Source organism: Pseudomonas sp. JAI115 (assembly GCF_014200835.1).
Taxonomy (GTDB): domain Bacteria; phylum Pseudomonadota; class Gammaproteobacteria; order Pseudomonadales; family Pseudomonadaceae; genus Aquipseudomonas; species Aquipseudomonas putida_A.
Genome location: NZ_JACHCY010000001.1, coordinates 936321 through 952653, shown reverse-complemented (window position 1 = coordinate 952653; position 16333 = coordinate 936321). Strand labels below are relative to the sequence as shown.

Genomic DNA, 16333 nt, shown 5'->3' with positions numbered 1-16333 from the left:
AAATCCCCTGTGGGAGCGAGCCTGCTCGCGAATGGCGGCAACGCGGTCTTAATGAGACTCCCCAGCCTTCAGCCCTTGCGGCAATTTCCTGGTCAACAAAATTGCCAGCATGCTGATCCCCAGCGCAATCCCGACAAAGTGAAACGCGTCGTTGTAGGCCATGATCAGCGCCTGCTGATGCACGATCTCACTCAACTTGCCGAGCGCCGCCGTGTCACTGCCAAAGCGGTCTGTCATCGACGCCAACCGTTCGGCCACTTGCGGATTGGTCGGCACAACGGCTTCACGCAAATAATCGAAGTAGGTTTTGGTGCGCGCATCCAATAGCGTGGCGAGCAGGGCGATGCCGATCGCGCCGCCGAGGTTGCGCAGGATGTTGAACAGGCTCGATGCCGACCCCGCGTCCTGCGGCAGGATGTACGCCGTAGCGATCAGCGAAATGGTGACCATGATCAGCGGTTGACCCAGCGCGCGGATGATCTGGATCTGATTGAACTGCGGCCCGGCGAAATCCGGGTTGAGCACCCCCGACGAAAAACTCGCCAGCCCGAACAGCCCGAAGCCAAGCGTGCACAGCCACTTCGGCGAGACGAACTTCATCAGCTTCGGCACCAGCGGAATCAGGAACAGCTGCGGCACGCCCATCCACATGATCACTTCGCCGATCTGCAGAGCGTTGTAGTTCTGGATCTGCGCCAGGTACAGCGGCAGCAGATAGATCGAGCCATACAAGCCGACGCCCATGCCGAGGCTGGAAATACTCGACAGGCCGAAATTGCGATTGCGCAGGATGCCGAGGTTGATCAGTGGGTTGGGTTTGGAGACCTGCACGATGACGAAGGTGATCAGGCTCAGCAGGGCAATGCTGCCCAAGGCCACGATCAGGTTCGATTCGAGCCAGTCCTTGCGATGGCCTTCTTCAAGAAACACCTGCAGGCAACCGAGGCCGACACCCAGTGTGAGAATTCCGGTGTAGTCGGTGCTTTTCAGCAGTTCCCAGTGCGCTTCCTTCTTCTCCAGCCCGTACATCAGCCCGGCGATCATGATCAGCCCCGGCGGAATGTTGATGTAAAAGATGTATTCCCAGCCCCAGTTTTCCGTGAGCCAGCCGCCAAGGGTCGGGCCGATGGACGGGGCGAAGGTGGCGGTCATGGCGAACATTGCCATGCCTTTGGCGCGGTGGTGTTCAGGGAGTTTGATCAGGGTCAGGGTGAACGCCAGCGGGATCAGCGCGCCGCCGGTGAAACCCTGCATGGCGCGAAAGACGATCATGCTTTCCAGGCTCCAGGCCATCGAGCACAGCAGCGATGACACCAGAAAGCCCAGCGACACCCAAACCGCCAGGCGTCGCGCCGAAAGCAACTGCACCAGCCACGCGGTCAGGGGGATCATGATGATTTCCGCGACCAGATACGAGGTGGAAATCCACGAGCCTTCTTCCAGTGTCGCCGACAGCGCGCCCTGAATATCCTTGAGCGAAGAGTTGGTGATCTGGATGTCGAGCACCGCCATAAAGGCGCCGAGCATCACGCTCATTACCGCAATCCAGTCCCGCCGGGTCGGTTCGCCGACTGGGCGGATCAGCGAATCACCGGCCATCGTCAGGGGCGTCTTTGATGTTCACGGTGGCGGTGACCGACATGCCCGGGCGGATCTTGCCGTGCAGTGGGTTATCGGCCTTGAAGGTCAGCTTCACCGGAATCCGCTGCACGACTTTGGTGAAGTTGCCGGTGGCGTTGTCCGGCGGCAGCAGGCTGAACTGCGCACCCGAGGCGGCGAACAGACTGTCGACCCGCGCTTCGATCGGCGTGTCGCTGTAGGCATCGAAGGTCAGCTCGGCTTTCTGTCCGGGCTGCATGTGACCGATCTGGGTTTCCTTGAAGTTGGCCTGCACCCAGATGTCTTCATCGGGAACGATCGACAGCAGATAGGCGCCGGCCTGCACCACCTGACCATTGCGTGCAGCACGCTGGCCGACCATGCCGCTGATCGGCGCGTGGATTTCGCTGCGGGTCAGGTTGAGTTCGGCTTGCGCCAGATCGGCGCGGGCGTTGGCGATCTGCGCGTCGAGGCGTTTGATCTCGGCAGTCAGTGCGTTGACCTGCTGGCGCTGGCTCTGTGCATCGGCCTGGGCCTTGGCCACTTGCGAGCGGGCAATGTGCGCGTCAGCAGAGAGGGTGGTCACCCGTTCTTCGGAAACGTAACCGGGTTTGCGCAAGGTTTCGGCTCGCGACAAATCCATCTGCGAACGGCCAAGGGTGGCTTGGGTGGTCGCCACTTGCGCGTCGCTGGCGGCGATCAGGCTCGATTGCTGGGTCAATTTGCTTTGTGCCTGCAAACGCTCGGCTTCGCGGGTGGCGAGGGCGGCATTGGCGCGGTCGACCGCGAGGCGGAAATCATTAGGTTCAAGGCGCACCAGCAACTGGCCTTTTTCCACGTGCTGGTTGTCCTGCACCAACACTTCGTCGATGCGTGCGCTCAACTGGCTGGAGACGCGGGTGATCTCGCCCTGGACATAGGCGTTATCGGTGCTTTCATAAAAACGGCCCTTGAAAAACCAGTGGGCGAAGAAGCCCCCGGCAATCAACAGAACCAGCAGCAGGAAAATAAACAGGCGACGCTTGAGTTGGGCAGGCATGGGCAAACTGTAGTCGAGGAATTGTAAGGAAAGTTATCTGCGGCTGAATCTGGCATACCGCCGATAAACGGTAAATGCCAATGGCTGATATTCGGGCCGTCACCACGGTCTATGGGCGTTACAGACGCAAACTTGGCTTAAATGCCCTGCCCGCTGGAGCGGGGCGGGTGTCGCCTGTTACCATTCGCCGCTTGATTGTTTTGCTTTTCATTCTTTTCGAGACATGCCATGACCACCGTCCGCACTCGCATCGCGCCATCGCCTACCGGGGACCCCCACGTAGGTACCGCTTACATCGCATTGTTCAACTACTGCTTTGCCAAGCAGCATGGCGGTGAGTTCATCCTGCGCATCGAAGACACCGACCAGTTGCGTTCTACCCGCGAGTCCGAACAGCAGATCTTCGACGCCCTGCGCTGGCTGGGGATCGACTGGAGCGAAGGCCCGGACGTCGGCGGCCCGCACGGCCCGTACCGGCAAAGTGAGCGTGGCGATATCTATCAGAAGTATTGCCAGCAACTGGTCGACATGGGCCATGCGTTCCCGTGCTTCTGCACCGCAGAAGAACTGGACCAGATGCGCGCCGAGCAAATGGCGCGCGGCGAAACCCCGCGTTACGACGGCCGCGCGCTGCTGCTGTCGAAGGAAGAAGTCGCCGCCCGTCTGGCCGCCGGCGAACCGCACGTGATCCGCATGAAGGTGCCGACCGAAGGCGTCTGCGTGGTGCCGGACATGCTGCGTGGCGATGTCGAGATCCCGTGGGATCGCATGGACATGCAAGTGCTGATGAAGACCGACGGCCTGCCGACGTACTTCCTCGCCAACGTGGTCGACGACCACCTGATGGGCATCACCCACGTGCTGCGCGGCGAAGAATGGCTGCCATCGGCGCCGAAACTGATTCTGCTTTACGAATATTTCGGCTGGGAACAACCGGAGCTGTGCTACATGCCGCTGCTGCGTAACCCGGACAAGAGCAAGCTGTCCAAGCGCAAGAACCCGACCTCGGTGACCTTCTACGAGCGCATGGGCTTCATGCCCGAAGCGATGCTCAACTACCTCGGTCGCATGGGCTGGTCGATGCCCGACGAACGCGAGAAGTTCTCGCTGCAGGAAATGGTCGACAACTTCGACCTCAAGCGTGTGTCCCTCGGCGGGCCGATCTTCGACATCGAGAAACTGTCGTGGCTCAACGGCCAGTGGCTGCGTGACCTGCCGGTGGAAGAGTTCGCCGCACGCGTGCAGAAGTGGGCGTTCAATTCCGAGTACATGATGAAGATCGCACCGCTGGTGCAGGGGCGCGTGGAAACCTTCAGCCAGGTTGCACCGCTGGGCGGCTTCTTCTTTGCCGGTGGCGTGAACCCGGATGCCAAGCTGTTCGAATCGAAAAAGCTTTCCGGTGATCAGGTGCGTCAGTTGATGCAATTGATCCTGTGGAAGCTGGAAAGCCTGCGTCAGTGGGAGAAGGACAGCATTACCGCAACAATTCAGGCGGTGGTCGAATCCCTCGAACTGAAGCTGCGCGATGCGATGCCGCTGATGTTTGCCGCGATCACCGGGCAGGCGAGTTCGGTGTCGGTGCTCGATGCGATGGAAATCCTCGGTCCGGACCTGACTCGTTTCCGTCTGCGCCAGGCGATTGACCTGCTGGGTGGCGTGTCGAAGAAAGAAAACAAAGAGTGGGAAAAGCTGCTGGGCGCGATTGCTTAAGCACGTCTGACTCTGCGGTAACCGCCGAAGGCCGGGATCGTTTGATTCCGGCCTTCGGCGTTTTTCCCCCGGATTTTCTGGGGGAGGGCGGTAAGTGATTGTTATGCCGACAAAAAACTTTGAAATTTTTCAAAAATAAGTTTGACAGGCTTTCGATACGCCCTTAAGATTCGCCCCGTCCTCAGCGATGACATCAACGATGAGGGGCTATAGCTCAGCTGGGAGAGCGCTTGCATGGCATGCAAGAGGTCGACGGTTCGATCCCGTCTAGCTCCACCAATTTACACTTCGAAGCCTGGCCACGCCGGCTCCGAAGCGATCAACACTCAGCGTTGATCAGTTGTATAGAAGGGTTTGCGTCCCCTTCGTCTAGTGGCCTAGGACACCGCCCTTTCACGGCGGTAACAGGGGTTCGAGTCCCCTAGGGGACGCCAGTTTTACAGAAGCGATGTTGCAAGATGTCGCTCCGCCGCGAGGCGAAAAATCCGGGGCTATAGCTCAGCTGGGAGAGCGCCTGCATGGCATGCAGGAGGTCAGCGGTTCGATCCCGCTTAGCTCCACCAATTTTACAGTTCAAGGTCTGGCCACACCGGCCTTGAATCAGATCAGATCTCAGCACTGATCAGCTGTATAGAAGGGTTTGTGTCCCCTTCGTCTAGTGGCCTAGGACACCGCCCTTTCACGGCGGTAACAGGGGTTCGAGTCCCCTAGGGGACGCCACGATTACCCGCTCTGCGGGATTTATAAGGGTCATTCAATTATTGAATGGCCCTTTTGTTTGTCTGGCGTTTGGCCAACTCTCCTTTTTCCTTACACTGTGCTTCAGACCAGCGGTCATATCCTCGACTTGCGGAATATTATTATGCGAATAATATTCTAGTCGTAATATTCGGAGGCAACGATGAACGATAAAAAAGCTCAAACCCGCGAACGCATCCTCAAGGCTGCCAGCGCCGCACTGATGCAGCGTGGCCCGGCGGATCCCAGCGTGGGCGAAGTGATGGGCGCCGCCGGCCTGACCGTCGGTGGTTTCTATGCGCACTTCGAAAGCAAGGACGCGATGATGCTCGAGGCGTTCAAGCAACTGCTCAGCCGTCGACGCGACCTGATTGCCGACATGGACTCCGAGCTGACCGGCGAAGAGCGTCGCGCCTTGGTCGCTGCGTTCTATCTGTCACGCAAGCACCGTGATTCCAGCGATGCCGCGTGCCCGATTCCGGCTTCCATCGGCGAACTGGGGCGTCTGCCGGAATCCTTCCGCATCGCGCTGAACGAACACCTGGAACTGATGATTGCGCAGTTGGCGTCCAGCCCCGAGGACACCGACAAAGCATTGGCTGATGTGGCGTTGATGGTGGGTGGTCTGGCGCTGGCACGCGCGCTGGGCCCGGGCGATTTATCCGATCGATTGCTGCGCGCTGCCAAGTCGGCGGTGCGTTGACCTGAAGGCAACACGCCTGAGGAGAAAGCGATGAACACGTTGAAGTGGGTTCGTGGCGTTAATGGCACCTTGGGCTGGATTGCACCGCAACGAGTAGCAAGCAAAATGCGTCAGGCGTTCATGACGCCGCGCACGTTGCCGTTGCGTGATTGGGAGCTGCCGCTGCTGGCGAGTGCCGAACGCATCACGCTGCGCTTCGGCCTGTCGGCGCTGCGCTGGGGGCAGGGACCGGCGGTGCTGTTGATGCACGGTTGGGAAGGGCGGCCCACCCAGTTTGCGGCGTTGATCACGGCGCTGGTCGAGGCCGGTTACACCGTTGTCGCGCTGGATGGCCCGGCCCATGGTCGTTCGCCGGGGCGTGAAGCCAACGTCGTACTGTTCGCCCGCGCCATGCTCGAAGCGGCCGCCGAATTGCCTCCTCTTCAAGCCGTCATCGGCCACTCCATGGGCGGCGCCAGTGCCATGCTCGCGGTGCAACTGGGCCTGCGCACCGAAACCCTGGTCAGCATCGCAGCCCCGGCACGGATCCTCGGCGTACTGCGCGGTTTCGCCCGCTATGTCGGCATGCCACCGCGGGCCCGATCGGCGTTCATCCGCCAGGTCGAGCAGGACGTCGGCATGCGCGCCGCGACCCTCGATGTCGCGCACTATCAACTGGATATGCCGGGCCTGATCGTGCATGCGGAGGACGACACCTTTGTCTCGGTCAAGGAATCGCAATTGATCCACGAATCCTGGTTCGACAGTCGCCTGCTGCGCCTGGAAAGCGGCGGCCACCAGCGGGTGCTGGCCGACCCTCGAGTGGTTGATGGCGTGTTATCACTGTTGGCGGGGCGCAGCCTTCAAGCGCGGCAATCGGCCTGACATCCGTTACACTGCCCCGGTTGAATAATCTGACCGGGAGTGGGGCATGGGCTGGGATCGGGCAACGCCGTTCACCATTGATCTGCAAGTAGGCGCCGAGGACATCGACGGGCTGGGGCACGCGAACAATGCGGTGTACGTGACCTGGCTCGAGCGCTGCGCCTGGCGCCACTCGCAGCGTCTGGGGCTGGATCTGGTCGAATACCGGCGCTTGGATCGGGCGATGGCCGTGGTGCGTCACGAAATCGATTATCTGGCGGCGGCCTACGAAGGCGACGAACTGCAACTGGCGACCTGGATCGTCGATTGGGACCAGCGCCTGAAAATGACCCGGCACTTCCAACTGATCCGCCCCAGCGACAACGCCACCCTGCTGCGTGCCCAGACCACATTCGTCTGTATCGAACTATCCACCGGCAAACCCAAGCGCATGCCGGCGGAGTTCATCGAGGGTTACGGCCCGGCAATCCAGACTTCAGGAGTAGCGAAAATCTAACCTGTGGGAGCGGGCTTGCTCGCGAAGGCGTCGTGTCAGTCAGCATTCATTTGACTGATCCTCCGCCTTCGCGAGCAAGCCCGCTCCCACAATGATCCCGCGATAAACCACAAAACCTGCTGCAGACCCCAATACCTGTGGGAGCAGGCTCACTCCTGCAAGGGATCTGCGGTTTTTCTCGTAATCCAGTAAACTGCCGCACGTTTTTTCTTCCTGAGTAGTGTTTTCCCCATGCAAATTGCCCTGGCGCCCATGGAGGGGTTGGTCGACGACATCCTGCGCGACGTGCTGACCCGCGTTGGCGGCATCGACTGGTGCGTGACCGAGTTCATTCGGATCAACGATCAGTTGCTCACTCCGGCCTACTTCCACAAGTTCGGCCCGGAGCTGCTCAACGGCGCCCGCACCCGTTCCGGTGTGCCGTTGCGCGTGCAATTGTTGGGCTCCGATCCGGTGTGCCTGGCGGAAAACGCGGCGCTGGCCTGCGAGCTCGGCTCGGAAGTGATCGACCTGAACTTCGGCTGCCCGGCCAAGACCGTCAACAAATCCCGGGGCGGGGCAGTGCTGCTCAAGGAGCCAGAACTTCTCAACAGCATCGTCGAACACGTGCGTCGCGCCGTGCCGGCGCACATCCCGGTCACCGCGAAAATGCGCCTCGGTTTCGACAGCCCGGACGGCTCGCTGGTCTGCGCCACGGCGCTGGCCGAGGGCGGCGCCGAACACATTGTGGTGCATGCCCGGACCAAGGTTGATGGCTACAAGCCGCCGGCGCATTGGGAGTGGATTCCGCGGGTGCAGGACGTGGTCAAGGTGCCGGTGTTCGCCAACGGTGATATCTGGAGCGTCGAGGACTGGCGCCGCTGCCGCGAGATCAGCGGTGTCGAAGACATCATGCTCGGTCGCGGTCTGGTATCGCGTCCGGATCTGGCCAAACAGATCGCTGCCGCGCGCGCCGGTGAAGAAGTGGTCGAGATGACCTGGGCCGAGCTGCTGCCGCTGATTCAGGACTTCTGGCTGCAAGCCAAGGCGCAGATGACCGCACGGCAATCGCCGGGTCGCTTGAAGCAATGGCTGGCGATGCTGACGCGCAATTATCCCGAGGCGACCGAGCTGTTTACCGTGCTGCGTCGCGAGACAGAACCGGATCAAGTCTCGCGTTTGCTCGGTTTGCCGGTCGCCGAAGCAGCCTGAAAAAAATCTGCAAATACTCTCTTGAAATCATTTTGGCGGTCCCTATCTAAGGGTTACGCGATGCCGAATTCGGGTCGCGGAGTCAAAAAACCTTGCTGATTGTTTTCAGGAGATTTGAACCATGAGTACTGCATTTTCCCTGGCACCACTGTTCCGTTCCTCGGTGGGTTTCGACCGTTTCAACGACCTGTTCGAAACCGCGCTGCGCAACGAGCCAGGCAGCACCTACCCACCCTACAACGTGGAAAAGCACGGTGACGATCAATACCGCATCGTCGTAGCGGCAGCCGGTTTCCAGGAAGAAGACCTGGAGCTGCAAGTCGAGAAGGGTGTGCTGACCATCAGTGGTGGCAAGCGTGATGCCAACGAAGGCGTGACCTTCCTGCATCAAGGCATTGCCCAGCGGGCTTTCAAGCTGTCCTTCCGCCTGGCCGATCACATCGAGATCAAGGCCGCCGATCTGAGCAACGGTCTGCTGAGCATCGACCTGTTGCGCGTGATCCCGGAAGAAGCGAAAGCCAAGCGCATCCCGATCAACGGAGCGCAGAAGCCGGTTCTGCAATAAGGCCGAGCAAAAAAGAAGGGCGCCACTGGCGCCCTTTTTTTGTGCTCGTCATTCGAGCATCTTTTTCAACGCCTCCAACGCCACCGGCCGACTGTGCAGATAGCCCTGATACAAATGGCAGCCCAGCCCTTGCAGGAACGCCAGTTGCTCCGGCGTCTCCACGCCTTCGGCAATCACCTCCAGTTCCAGGCTGCGGGCCATGGCGACGATGGCGCGGATGATCTCGGCGTCGTTGGGGTCGGTGGTTGCGTCGCGGATGAACGACTGGTCGATTTTCAGGGTGTCCACCGGCAGGCGCTTGAGGTAGGTCAGCGATGAATAGCCGGTGCCGAAATCGTCCATGGCGAAGCTCACGCCAAGTTTTTTCAGGCGGCGCATCTTGCTGATGGTGTCTTCCAGGTTCTGGATGACGATGCCTTCGGTGATCTCCAGTTTCAGCAGCGAGCAGGGCAGGCCGTGGCTGCTCATGCTGTGTTCGATGCGTTCGACGAAGTCGTTCTGGCGGAACTGCCGTGGGCTGATGTTTACGCACAGGCTGAAGTTGAGCGGGTCGACCAGTTTCAGCGCGATCAATTGTTTGAACGCCTCACAGGCCTCATCGAGGATCCAGGTACCGACCTCCAGAATCAGCCCGCTGTCTTCCAGCACCTTGATGAATTCAGTGGGCGATTGCGCGCCGAGTTCCGGGTGATTCCAGCGCACCAGCGCCTCGGCGCCAATGATGCGGTTGTCCTGCGCATCGACCTGTGGCTGGTAGTGCACGTTGAATTCACCGCGCGACAACGCCAGACGTAAGTCAGTCTCCATACGCAGCCGTTCGCTGGCCGCCTTCTGCATGGTGTTGTGGTACATCTGCGTGGTGTTGCGCCCGGAATCCTTGGCTCGGTACAGCGCAATGTCGGCGCGCTTGAGCAGGTCGGTCGGGGTCGAGCCGTGATCGGGAATCAGTGCCACGCCGATGCTCGGTGTCACTTGCAGGCGCTGGCCGTCGAGGAACATCGGCTCCGAGAGCAGTTCGCGAATGGTGTCGGCCAGTTCCCGCACTTGTGCACTGACCTCGTTGCGCGTGCCTTCGAGGCCACTGAGCAGCACCACGAATTCATCGCCGCCGAGACGCGCCACCGTGTCCTCCATGCGCACGCTGGCTTCAAGCCGCGCGGTGATGATTTTCAGGACCGTGTCGCCGACCGGGTGGCCCAGTGAGTCGTTGATGTGCTTGAAGTGGTCGAGGTCGAGGAACAGCAGCGCACCTCGCAGGTTGTGGCGCTTGAGCAGGGCGATCTGCTGGCTCAGGCGATCCATCAGCAAGGCGCGGTTGGGCAGATTGGTCAGCGGATCGTGATAGGCCAGATGGCGGATCTGTGCTTCAGCGTTTTTCAGCAGGCTGACATCTCGGGCGGTCAGCAGCAGGCACGCCGTTTCGTTGAGGGTGATCGGTTCGATCGACACTTCAACGGTCAGCAACTCACCGCGCTTGTTGCGCCCGAGCATCTCCTGATGATGAACGCGGCCCTTGATCTGCAGTTCGGCAAGCAGCGCCGAGCGTTGTTTTTCTTCGGCCCAGATGCCGATCTGGTACACGGTTTTGCCCACCACTTCTTCGGCCCGATAGCCGGTGAGGCGGCAGAAACCGTCGTTGACCTCCAGATAGCGCCCGGTGTCACGTTCGGTGATGGTGATCGCGTCGGGGCTGGAGTGAAACGCCTTGGCGAATTTCTCTTCGCTGGCCTTGAGTGCGGCCTCGGAGCGCTGTTGTTGGGTGATGTCGCGCAGGGTGGTGACGATGCACGGCTGATTGCCGACGCTGATCTGCCGGCTGGAAATCACGCACGTCAGCGACTGGCCGTCCTTGTGCTGGACGATGATTGCGACATTGCTCAGGCCCTGTTCGCGGATCACCCGCTCGATACGTTGCAGGCTTTTCGCCGAGGCGTCCCACAGGCCGATGTCCTCGGCGGTGCGCCCGATCACGTCGGCGGCGCTCCAGCCGAAGGTCTGGGTGAAGCTGTTGTTGATTTCGATGAACTCGCCGCTGTCCTGACGGGTGACGCAGATCGGGTCGGGGCTGACCTGGAACAGCGTGGCAAATTTCTCTTCGGAGGCGACCAGACGTTGCTCGCGCTCGACCTGATCGGTGATGTCCAGCAAGGTCCCGGCCATACGCAGTGGCGCGCCATTTTCGTCGCGGTAGAGGCGGGCGCGGCTTTCCAGATAACGTGAGCTGCCATCCGCCAGTTGCACGCGATAGGTCAGTTGATAGTTGCCGGCCGGGCCTTCGCGCAGGCTGCGGTAGGCGTCGCGCATGCTGTCGCGCTCCTCGCCGGGCACGCCTTCGAAAAACTCCTCGAACGACTCGTGAAACGGGATCGGCTCCAGCCCGTGCAGTTGCGCGGCCCGCGCCGAGCCGTAGAGCATGCCGCTGGGAATGTGCCAGTCCCAGGTGCCGAGTTGCGCCGAGTCCAGCGCCAGATCAAGGCGTTCCTGACTGTCTTTCAAGGCGTGTTCGGCGGCTTTGCGTTCGGTGGTGTCGAGAAACGTGCTGAGCAGATACGGCTGGCCTTCGAGTTCGACCTTTTGCGCACTGAGGATACCGTCATGAATCTGCCCGTCGCTGGCGCGGAACTGCACTTCCATGCTGATCAATTCGCCTTTGGCCTTGGTCTTTTTCACCAGTTCGGCGCGTTGCTCCGGGTGCACCCACAGGCCCAGTTCCAGCGTGGTGCGACCGATGGCGTCCTGGACCGGCCAGCCGAACAGGCTTTCGAAATACTGGTTGGCTTCGGTGATCAGGCCGTCTTCCTGGCGCGTCAGCAGCACCATGTTCGGGCACAGGTGAAAAAGTGTGGCGAAACGTTTCTCCGAGCTGCTCAGAGCCTGTTCGCGCTGGCGCTGGTGGGTGATTTCGCGAATCACCCCGATCATTCGGGGCCGGCCGTTTTTGTCCGGCAGCAGGCTGCCGCTGATTTCCAGCCAATGCAGGCTGCCGTCGGGCCAGCGGATGCGGTGGTGCATCGCCTGTTCCAGCGGGGCGCCGGCAATCACCGCGTGGAAGGCGCGCACGGTTTTCGCCCGGTCTTCGGGCGGCAGCAGGTCGAGATATTCCAGGTCCTGGGGCAACGGTTGACGTGGATCGAAGCCGAACAGCGCCTGAGTGCCCCGTGACCAGCTGATCTGCCCGCGCTCGATGTCCCAATACCAGGCGCCGAGCCGGGCGCCGTTGAGCGCGGCGAGCAATTGCGGCGCACTCTCCCAGCTCTGCTCGGAACGTCGCGGATCAATGGCCTGAATACGCGGCATCGGCGGAATTCGGTCAACAGATTTCGGCATTGTTAACGGGCCTTGAGCTGATGGTGGCGTTAGGCACAGGGACAGCGGCTCTATAGGAGTAGCACAAGTTAGCCGGGAGTCCCTGGCAGATCGATTTGCGCATCCAGCAAGGCCATGAAAGCCCTTGCCGCATTCGACAGCGTCCGTTCGGTGTGCACGATATAGCCTAGCTGGCGACTGAGCTGTATGCCCGGCAAAGGTATGCGCGCCACTTGTTCATCAAGCATGGTGCGGGGCAGAACACTCCAGGCCAGACCAATGGAGACCATCATCTTGATGGTTTCCAGGTAGTTGGTGCTCATGGCGATGTTCGGCGTCAGCCCTTGGGCTTCGAACAAGCGTTGGACAATGTGATGAGTAAAGGTGTTGCCTCCGGGAAAAACGGCCGGATGACCGGCAATGTCCGCCAGGCTCACCGCGCCATTGCTGATCAGCGAATGTTCCGGCGCCACCACGAAATCCAGCGGGTCGTCCCACACCGGTGTGGCTTTGACCAGTGTGTGCGGCTCCGGCGCCAGGGTGATCACGGCCAGTTCCGCACGGCCATGGAGAATTTCTTCGTAGGCCACTTCCGAATCGAGGAACTGAATATCCAGCGCCACCTGTGGGTAGCGGCGGGTGAATTCCCTTAACAGGGGCGGCAAGCGGTGCAGGCCGATGTGGTGACTGGTGGCCAGGGTCAGCCGACCGCTGACTTCGCCGGTCAGGTTGGTCAGGGCACGGCGGGTGTCGTCCAGCACGTTGAGAATCTGATAAGCCCGGGGCAGCAGGGCGCGGCCAGCCTCGGTCAGGCCGACTTCACGACCGAGTCGGTCGAACAGTCTTACCTTCAATTGTTGCTCGAGTCCGGCGATGCGTTTGCTGATCGCCGGTTGCGTCAGGTGCAGGCGTTCACCGGCGCCTGAGAAGCTGCCGGTCTCGGCAATCGCGATAAAAGCGTTGAGGTTGGCCAGATCCATGAGTCGTATTCCAGTTGGTTATCCAAAGCATAAAAAATATGAATTTGAGTTATTTAATCTAACCCCATAGGATCGGCCTCACAAGCCAAAGGGTTATTGATAAGCCCAGGGCATAGAAACAAGCTGATGAGGAACCGTCTGATGGCCGGCAAAACGCTCTACGACAAGCTCTGGGATTCGCATTTGGTCAAACAGCGCGACGATGGCTCGGCGCTGATCTATATCGATCGTCACATCATCCACGAAGTGACCTCGCCGCAAGCCTTCGAAGGCCTGCGTCTGGCCGGGCGCAAGCCTTGGCGAATCGATGCCAACATCGCGACCCCGGACCACAACGTACCGACCACACCGGAGCGCAAGGGCGGCATCGCCGCGATTGCCGACCAGGTCTCGCGTTTGCAGGTGCAGACCCTCGATGACAACTGTGATGAGTACGGCATTGTCGAGTTCAAGATGAACGACATCCGCCAAGGCATCGTCCACGTGATCAGCCCGGAGCAAGGCGCAACCTTGCCGGGCATGACCGTAGTCTGCGGCGACTCGCACACCTCGACCCACGGCGCGTTCGGTGCCTTGGCGCACGGGATCGGCACTTCCGAGGTCGAGCACGTGCTCGCCACCCAGTGCCTGGTCGCGAAGAAAATGAAGAACATGCTGGTGCGCGTCGAAGGTCAGTTGCCATTCGGCGTGACCGCCAAGGACATCGTCCTCGCGGTGATCGGCAAGATCGGCACCGCCGGCGGTAACGGCCATGCCATCGAATTCGCCGGCAGCGCGATCCGCGACCTGTCCGTCGAAGGCCGCATGACCATCTGCAACATGTCCATCGAAGCCGGCGCCCGTGTGGGTCTGGTGGCTGCGGACGAAAAGACTGTCGAGTACGTCAAGGGCCGTCCGTTCGCACCGAAAGGCGCGCAGTGGGATCAGGCGGTTGAAGCCTGGAAAGACCTGGTCTCCGACGCCGACGCCAAGTTCGACACCGTAGTTGAACTCGACGCTGCGCAGATCAAGCCGCAAGTCAGCTGGGGCACTTCGCCTGAAATGGTGCTGGCCGTTGATCAGAACGTGCCGGATCCGGCCAAAGAGATGGATCTGGTCAAGCGCGATTCGATCGTCCGCGCCTTGAAATACATGGGTTTGACCGCCAATCAGGCGATCACCGACATTCAGCTGGATCGCGTGTTCATCGGCTCCTGCACCAACTCGCGCATCGAAGACTTGCGCGCTGCGGCAGTGATTGCCAAGGGCCGCAAAGTCGCTTCGACGATCAAGCAGGCGATTGTCGTACCGGGTTCGGGTCTGGTGAAGGCGCAGGCGGAAGCCGAAGGTCTCGACAAGATCTTCCTCGAAGCCGGTTTCGAATGGCGTGAGCCGGGTTGCTCGATGTGCCTGGCGATGAACCCGGACCGTTTGGAGTCCGGCGAGCATTGCGCCTCGACCTCCAACCGTAACTTCGAAGGCCGTCAGGGCGCCGGTGGTCGTACCCACCTCGTGAGCCCGGCCATGGCCGCTGCGGCGGCGGTGAACGGTCGTTTCATCGACGTTCGTGAATTGATCTGAAGGAGAGCGCAGCATGAAAGCTTTTACCCAGCACACTGGTCTTGTCGCGCCTCTGGATCGTGCCAACGTCGACACCGACCAGATCATTCCCAAGCAGTTTTTGAAGTCGATCAAGCGCACCGGTTTCGGCCCGAACCTGTTCGATGAGTGGCGTTACCTGGATGTCGGCCAGCCGTATCAGGACAACTCCAAGCGCCCGTTGAACAAGGAATTTGTGCTCAACGCCGAGCGTTATCAAGGCGCCAGTGTGTTGCTGGCCCGCGAGAACTTCGGTTGCGGCTCCAGCCGTGAACACGCGCCGTGGGCGCTGGAAGAATACGGTTTCCGCAGCATCATCGCGCCGAGCTACGCCGACATCTTCTTCAACAACAGCTTCAAGAACGGCTTGCTGCCGATCATCCTGAGCGACGCTGAAGTCGATGAACTGTTCAAGCAGGTCGAGGCCGAGCCGGGCTATCAATTGCAGATCGATCTGCACGAGCAGACCGTGACCAGCCCGAACGGCAAGGTGTACCGCTTCGAGATCGACGCGTTCCGCAAGCATTGCTTGTTGAATGGGCTGGACGATATCGGCCTGACTTTGCAGGACGGTGATGCGATTGCCGCGTTCGAGGCCAAGCATCGTGTGAGCCAGCCGTGGTTGTTCCGCGACGCGTGATTGATTCGAGATTGATGTAGTCAGGGCCGGCCTCTTCGCGAGCAGGCTCGCTCCCACACTTGAAATGCATTCCCCTGTGGGAGCGAGCCTGCTCGCGAAGACGGCCGCTCAAACAACACAAATGCAGGATGTGACCATGACCAGCACCGCCCAGCACAGTCAGATTGTACAAAAGCAATTCGGTGAACAGGCCGCCGCCTACCTGAGCAGCGCTGTTCACGCGCAAGGCACCGAGTTCGCGCTGCTACAGGCTGAACTGGCCGGGCAGGGCGAAGCCCGGCTGCTGGACCTGGGTTGCGGTGCCGGTCATGTGAGTTTTCATGTGGCGCCACTGGTCAAGGAAGTGGTGGCCTACGACCTGTCGCAGCAAATGCTCGATGTGGTGGCCGCTGCGGCTGTGGATCGCGGTTTTGCCAATATCTCCACGGTCAACGGCGCCGCCGAGCGCCTGCCGTTTGCCGATGGCGAATTCGATTACGTGTTCAGTCGTTATTCGGCGCACCATTGGAGCGACCTCGGGGTGGCCCTGCGAGAGGTGCGCCGGGTGCTGAAACCGGGTGGCGTGGCAGCGTTCATCGACGTGTTGTCACCGGGCAGTCCGTTGTTCGACACTTACCTGCAAAGCGTCGAAGTGCTGCGCGACACCAGCCACGTGCGCGATTATTCCGCCGGCGAGTGGCTGCGGCAGGTCAGCGAGGCCGGGCTGCACACTCGCAGCACCACGCGTCAGCGCCTGCGTCTGGAGTACCGCAGTTGGGTCGAGCGCATGCGCACGCCCGAGGTGATGCGCGCGGCGATCCGCCAGTTGCAGCAGTCGATGGGCAACGAAGTACGAGAATATTTTGAGATTGATGCCGACGGCTCGTTCAGTACAGATGTAATCGTATTGATGGCTGAGCGCTAAGAATTTTTCCGGGCGCGCCC

General features: G+C 60.6%; 13 protein-coding genes and 4 tRNA genes. 13 read left to right on the top strand and 4 right to left on the bottom strand.

Annotated features, from left to right (window positions below; genetic code table 11):
- Positions 1-48: 48 nt before the first annotated feature.
- On the bottom strand, positions 49-1599 hold the full coding sequence (locus tag HDC30_RS04300) for an MDR family MFS transporter (protein ID WP_183781006.1): 1551 nt from the start codon (positions 1597-1599) through the stop codon (positions 49-51).
- Positions 1589-2638 (bottom strand): HlyD family secretion protein, encoded by a 1050-nt coding sequence (locus HDC30_RS04295; RefSeq protein ID WP_183781003.1) that lies wholly within the window; start codon positions 2636-2638, stop codon positions 1589-1591. The genes HDC30_RS04300 and HDC30_RS04295 overlap by 11 nt, the downstream gene beginning before the upstream one ends.
- Before the next feature lie 228 nt (positions 2639-2866).
- On the opposite strand from HDC30_RS04295, the gene gltX reads away from it, so the two are divergent.
- The 10 genes from gltX (at position 2867) to HDC30_RS04245 (ending at position 8905) form a co-directional block, all read left to right on the top strand.
- A complete protein-coding gene (gene gltX / locus HDC30_RS04290) occupies positions 2867-4348 on the top strand; it encodes a glutamate--tRNA ligase (RefSeq protein ID WP_003226448.1) in 1482 nt (493 codons plus the stop codon).
- A gap of 203 nt (positions 4349-4551) precedes the next feature.
- Positions 4552-4627: transfer RNA gene (locus tag HDC30_RS04285), tRNA-Ala, on the top strand.
- A 79-nt stretch (positions 4628-4706) separates the two neighbouring features.
- Positions 4707-4782 (top strand) — tRNA-Glu (locus HDC30_RS04280).
- Between the two features lie 53 nt (positions 4783-4835).
- Positions 4836-4911: transfer RNA gene (locus HDC30_RS04275), tRNA-Ala, on the top strand.
- Positions 4912-4992: 81 nt separating this feature from the next.
- Positions 4993-5068, top strand: a tRNA-Glu gene (locus HDC30_RS04270).
- 181 nt (positions 5069-5249) lie between these two features.
- A complete protein-coding gene (locus tag HDC30_RS04265) occupies positions 5250-5789 on the top strand; it encodes a TetR/AcrR family transcriptional regulator (RefSeq protein WP_007969225.1) in 540 nt (179 codons plus the stop codon).
- 30 nt (positions 5790-5819) lie between these two features.
- Positions 5820-6653, top strand: a complete 834-nt coding sequence (locus HDC30_RS04260; RefSeq protein ID WP_096796149.1) for an alpha/beta fold hydrolase — start codon at positions 5820-5822, stop codon at positions 6651-6653.
- A 46-nt stretch (positions 6654-6699) separates the two neighbouring features.
- The gene (locus HDC30_RS04255) at positions 6700-7149 is read left to right on the top strand and encodes a thioesterase family protein (protein ID WP_183781000.1); all 450 of its coding nucleotides are present in this window, start codon (positions 6700-6702) and stop codon (positions 7147-7149) included.
- A gap of 231 nt (positions 7150-7380) precedes the next feature.
- A complete protein-coding gene (locus HDC30_RS04250; protein ID WP_102358939.1) occupies positions 7381-8340 on the top strand; it encodes a tRNA-dihydrouridine synthase in 960 nt (319 codons plus the stop codon).
- Between the two features lie 121 nt (positions 8341-8461).
- On the top strand, positions 8462-8905 hold the full coding sequence (locus HDC30_RS04245; protein WP_007969230.1) for an Hsp20 family protein: 444 nt from the start codon (positions 8462-8464) through the stop codon (positions 8903-8905).
- 48 nt (positions 8906-8953) lie between these two features.
- Here the strand turns inward: HDC30_RS04245 and HDC30_RS04240 are convergent, their stop codons facing one another.
- Positions 8954-12232, bottom strand: coding sequence for a PAS domain S-box protein (locus tag HDC30_RS04240; RefSeq protein WP_183780997.1), 3279 nt, complete (start codon positions 12230-12232; stop codon positions 8954-8956).
- 68 nt (positions 12233-12300) lie between these two features.
- On the bottom strand, positions 12301-13191 hold the full coding sequence (locus tag HDC30_RS04235; protein ID WP_007969232.1) for a LysR family transcriptional regulator: 891 nt from the start codon (positions 13189-13191) through the stop codon (positions 12301-12303).
- Between the two features lie 141 nt (positions 13192-13332).
- On the opposite strand from HDC30_RS04235, the gene leuC reads away from it, so the two are divergent.
- The 3 genes from leuC to HDC30_RS04220 all read left to right on the top strand — a co-directional run bounded on the left by leuC (position 13333) and on the right by HDC30_RS04220 (position 16313).
- Positions 13333-14751 (top strand): 3-isopropylmalate dehydratase large subunit, encoded by a 1419-nt coding sequence (gene leuC, locus HDC30_RS04230; RefSeq protein ID WP_096796153.1) that lies wholly within the window; start codon positions 13333-13335, stop codon positions 14749-14751.
- A 13-nt stretch (positions 14752-14764) separates the two neighbouring features.
- Positions 14765-15409, top strand: coding sequence for a 3-isopropylmalate dehydratase small subunit (gene leuD / locus HDC30_RS04225; RefSeq protein WP_007969234.1), 645 nt, complete (start codon positions 14765-14767; stop codon positions 15407-15409).
- Positions 15410-15545: 136 nt separating this feature from the next.
- Complete coding sequence (locus tag HDC30_RS04220) at positions 15546-16313, top strand: class I SAM-dependent methyltransferase (RefSeq protein ID WP_183780994.1); 768 nt, start codon at positions 15546-15548, stop codon at positions 16311-16313.
- Positions 16314-16333: the final 20 nt, after the last annotated feature.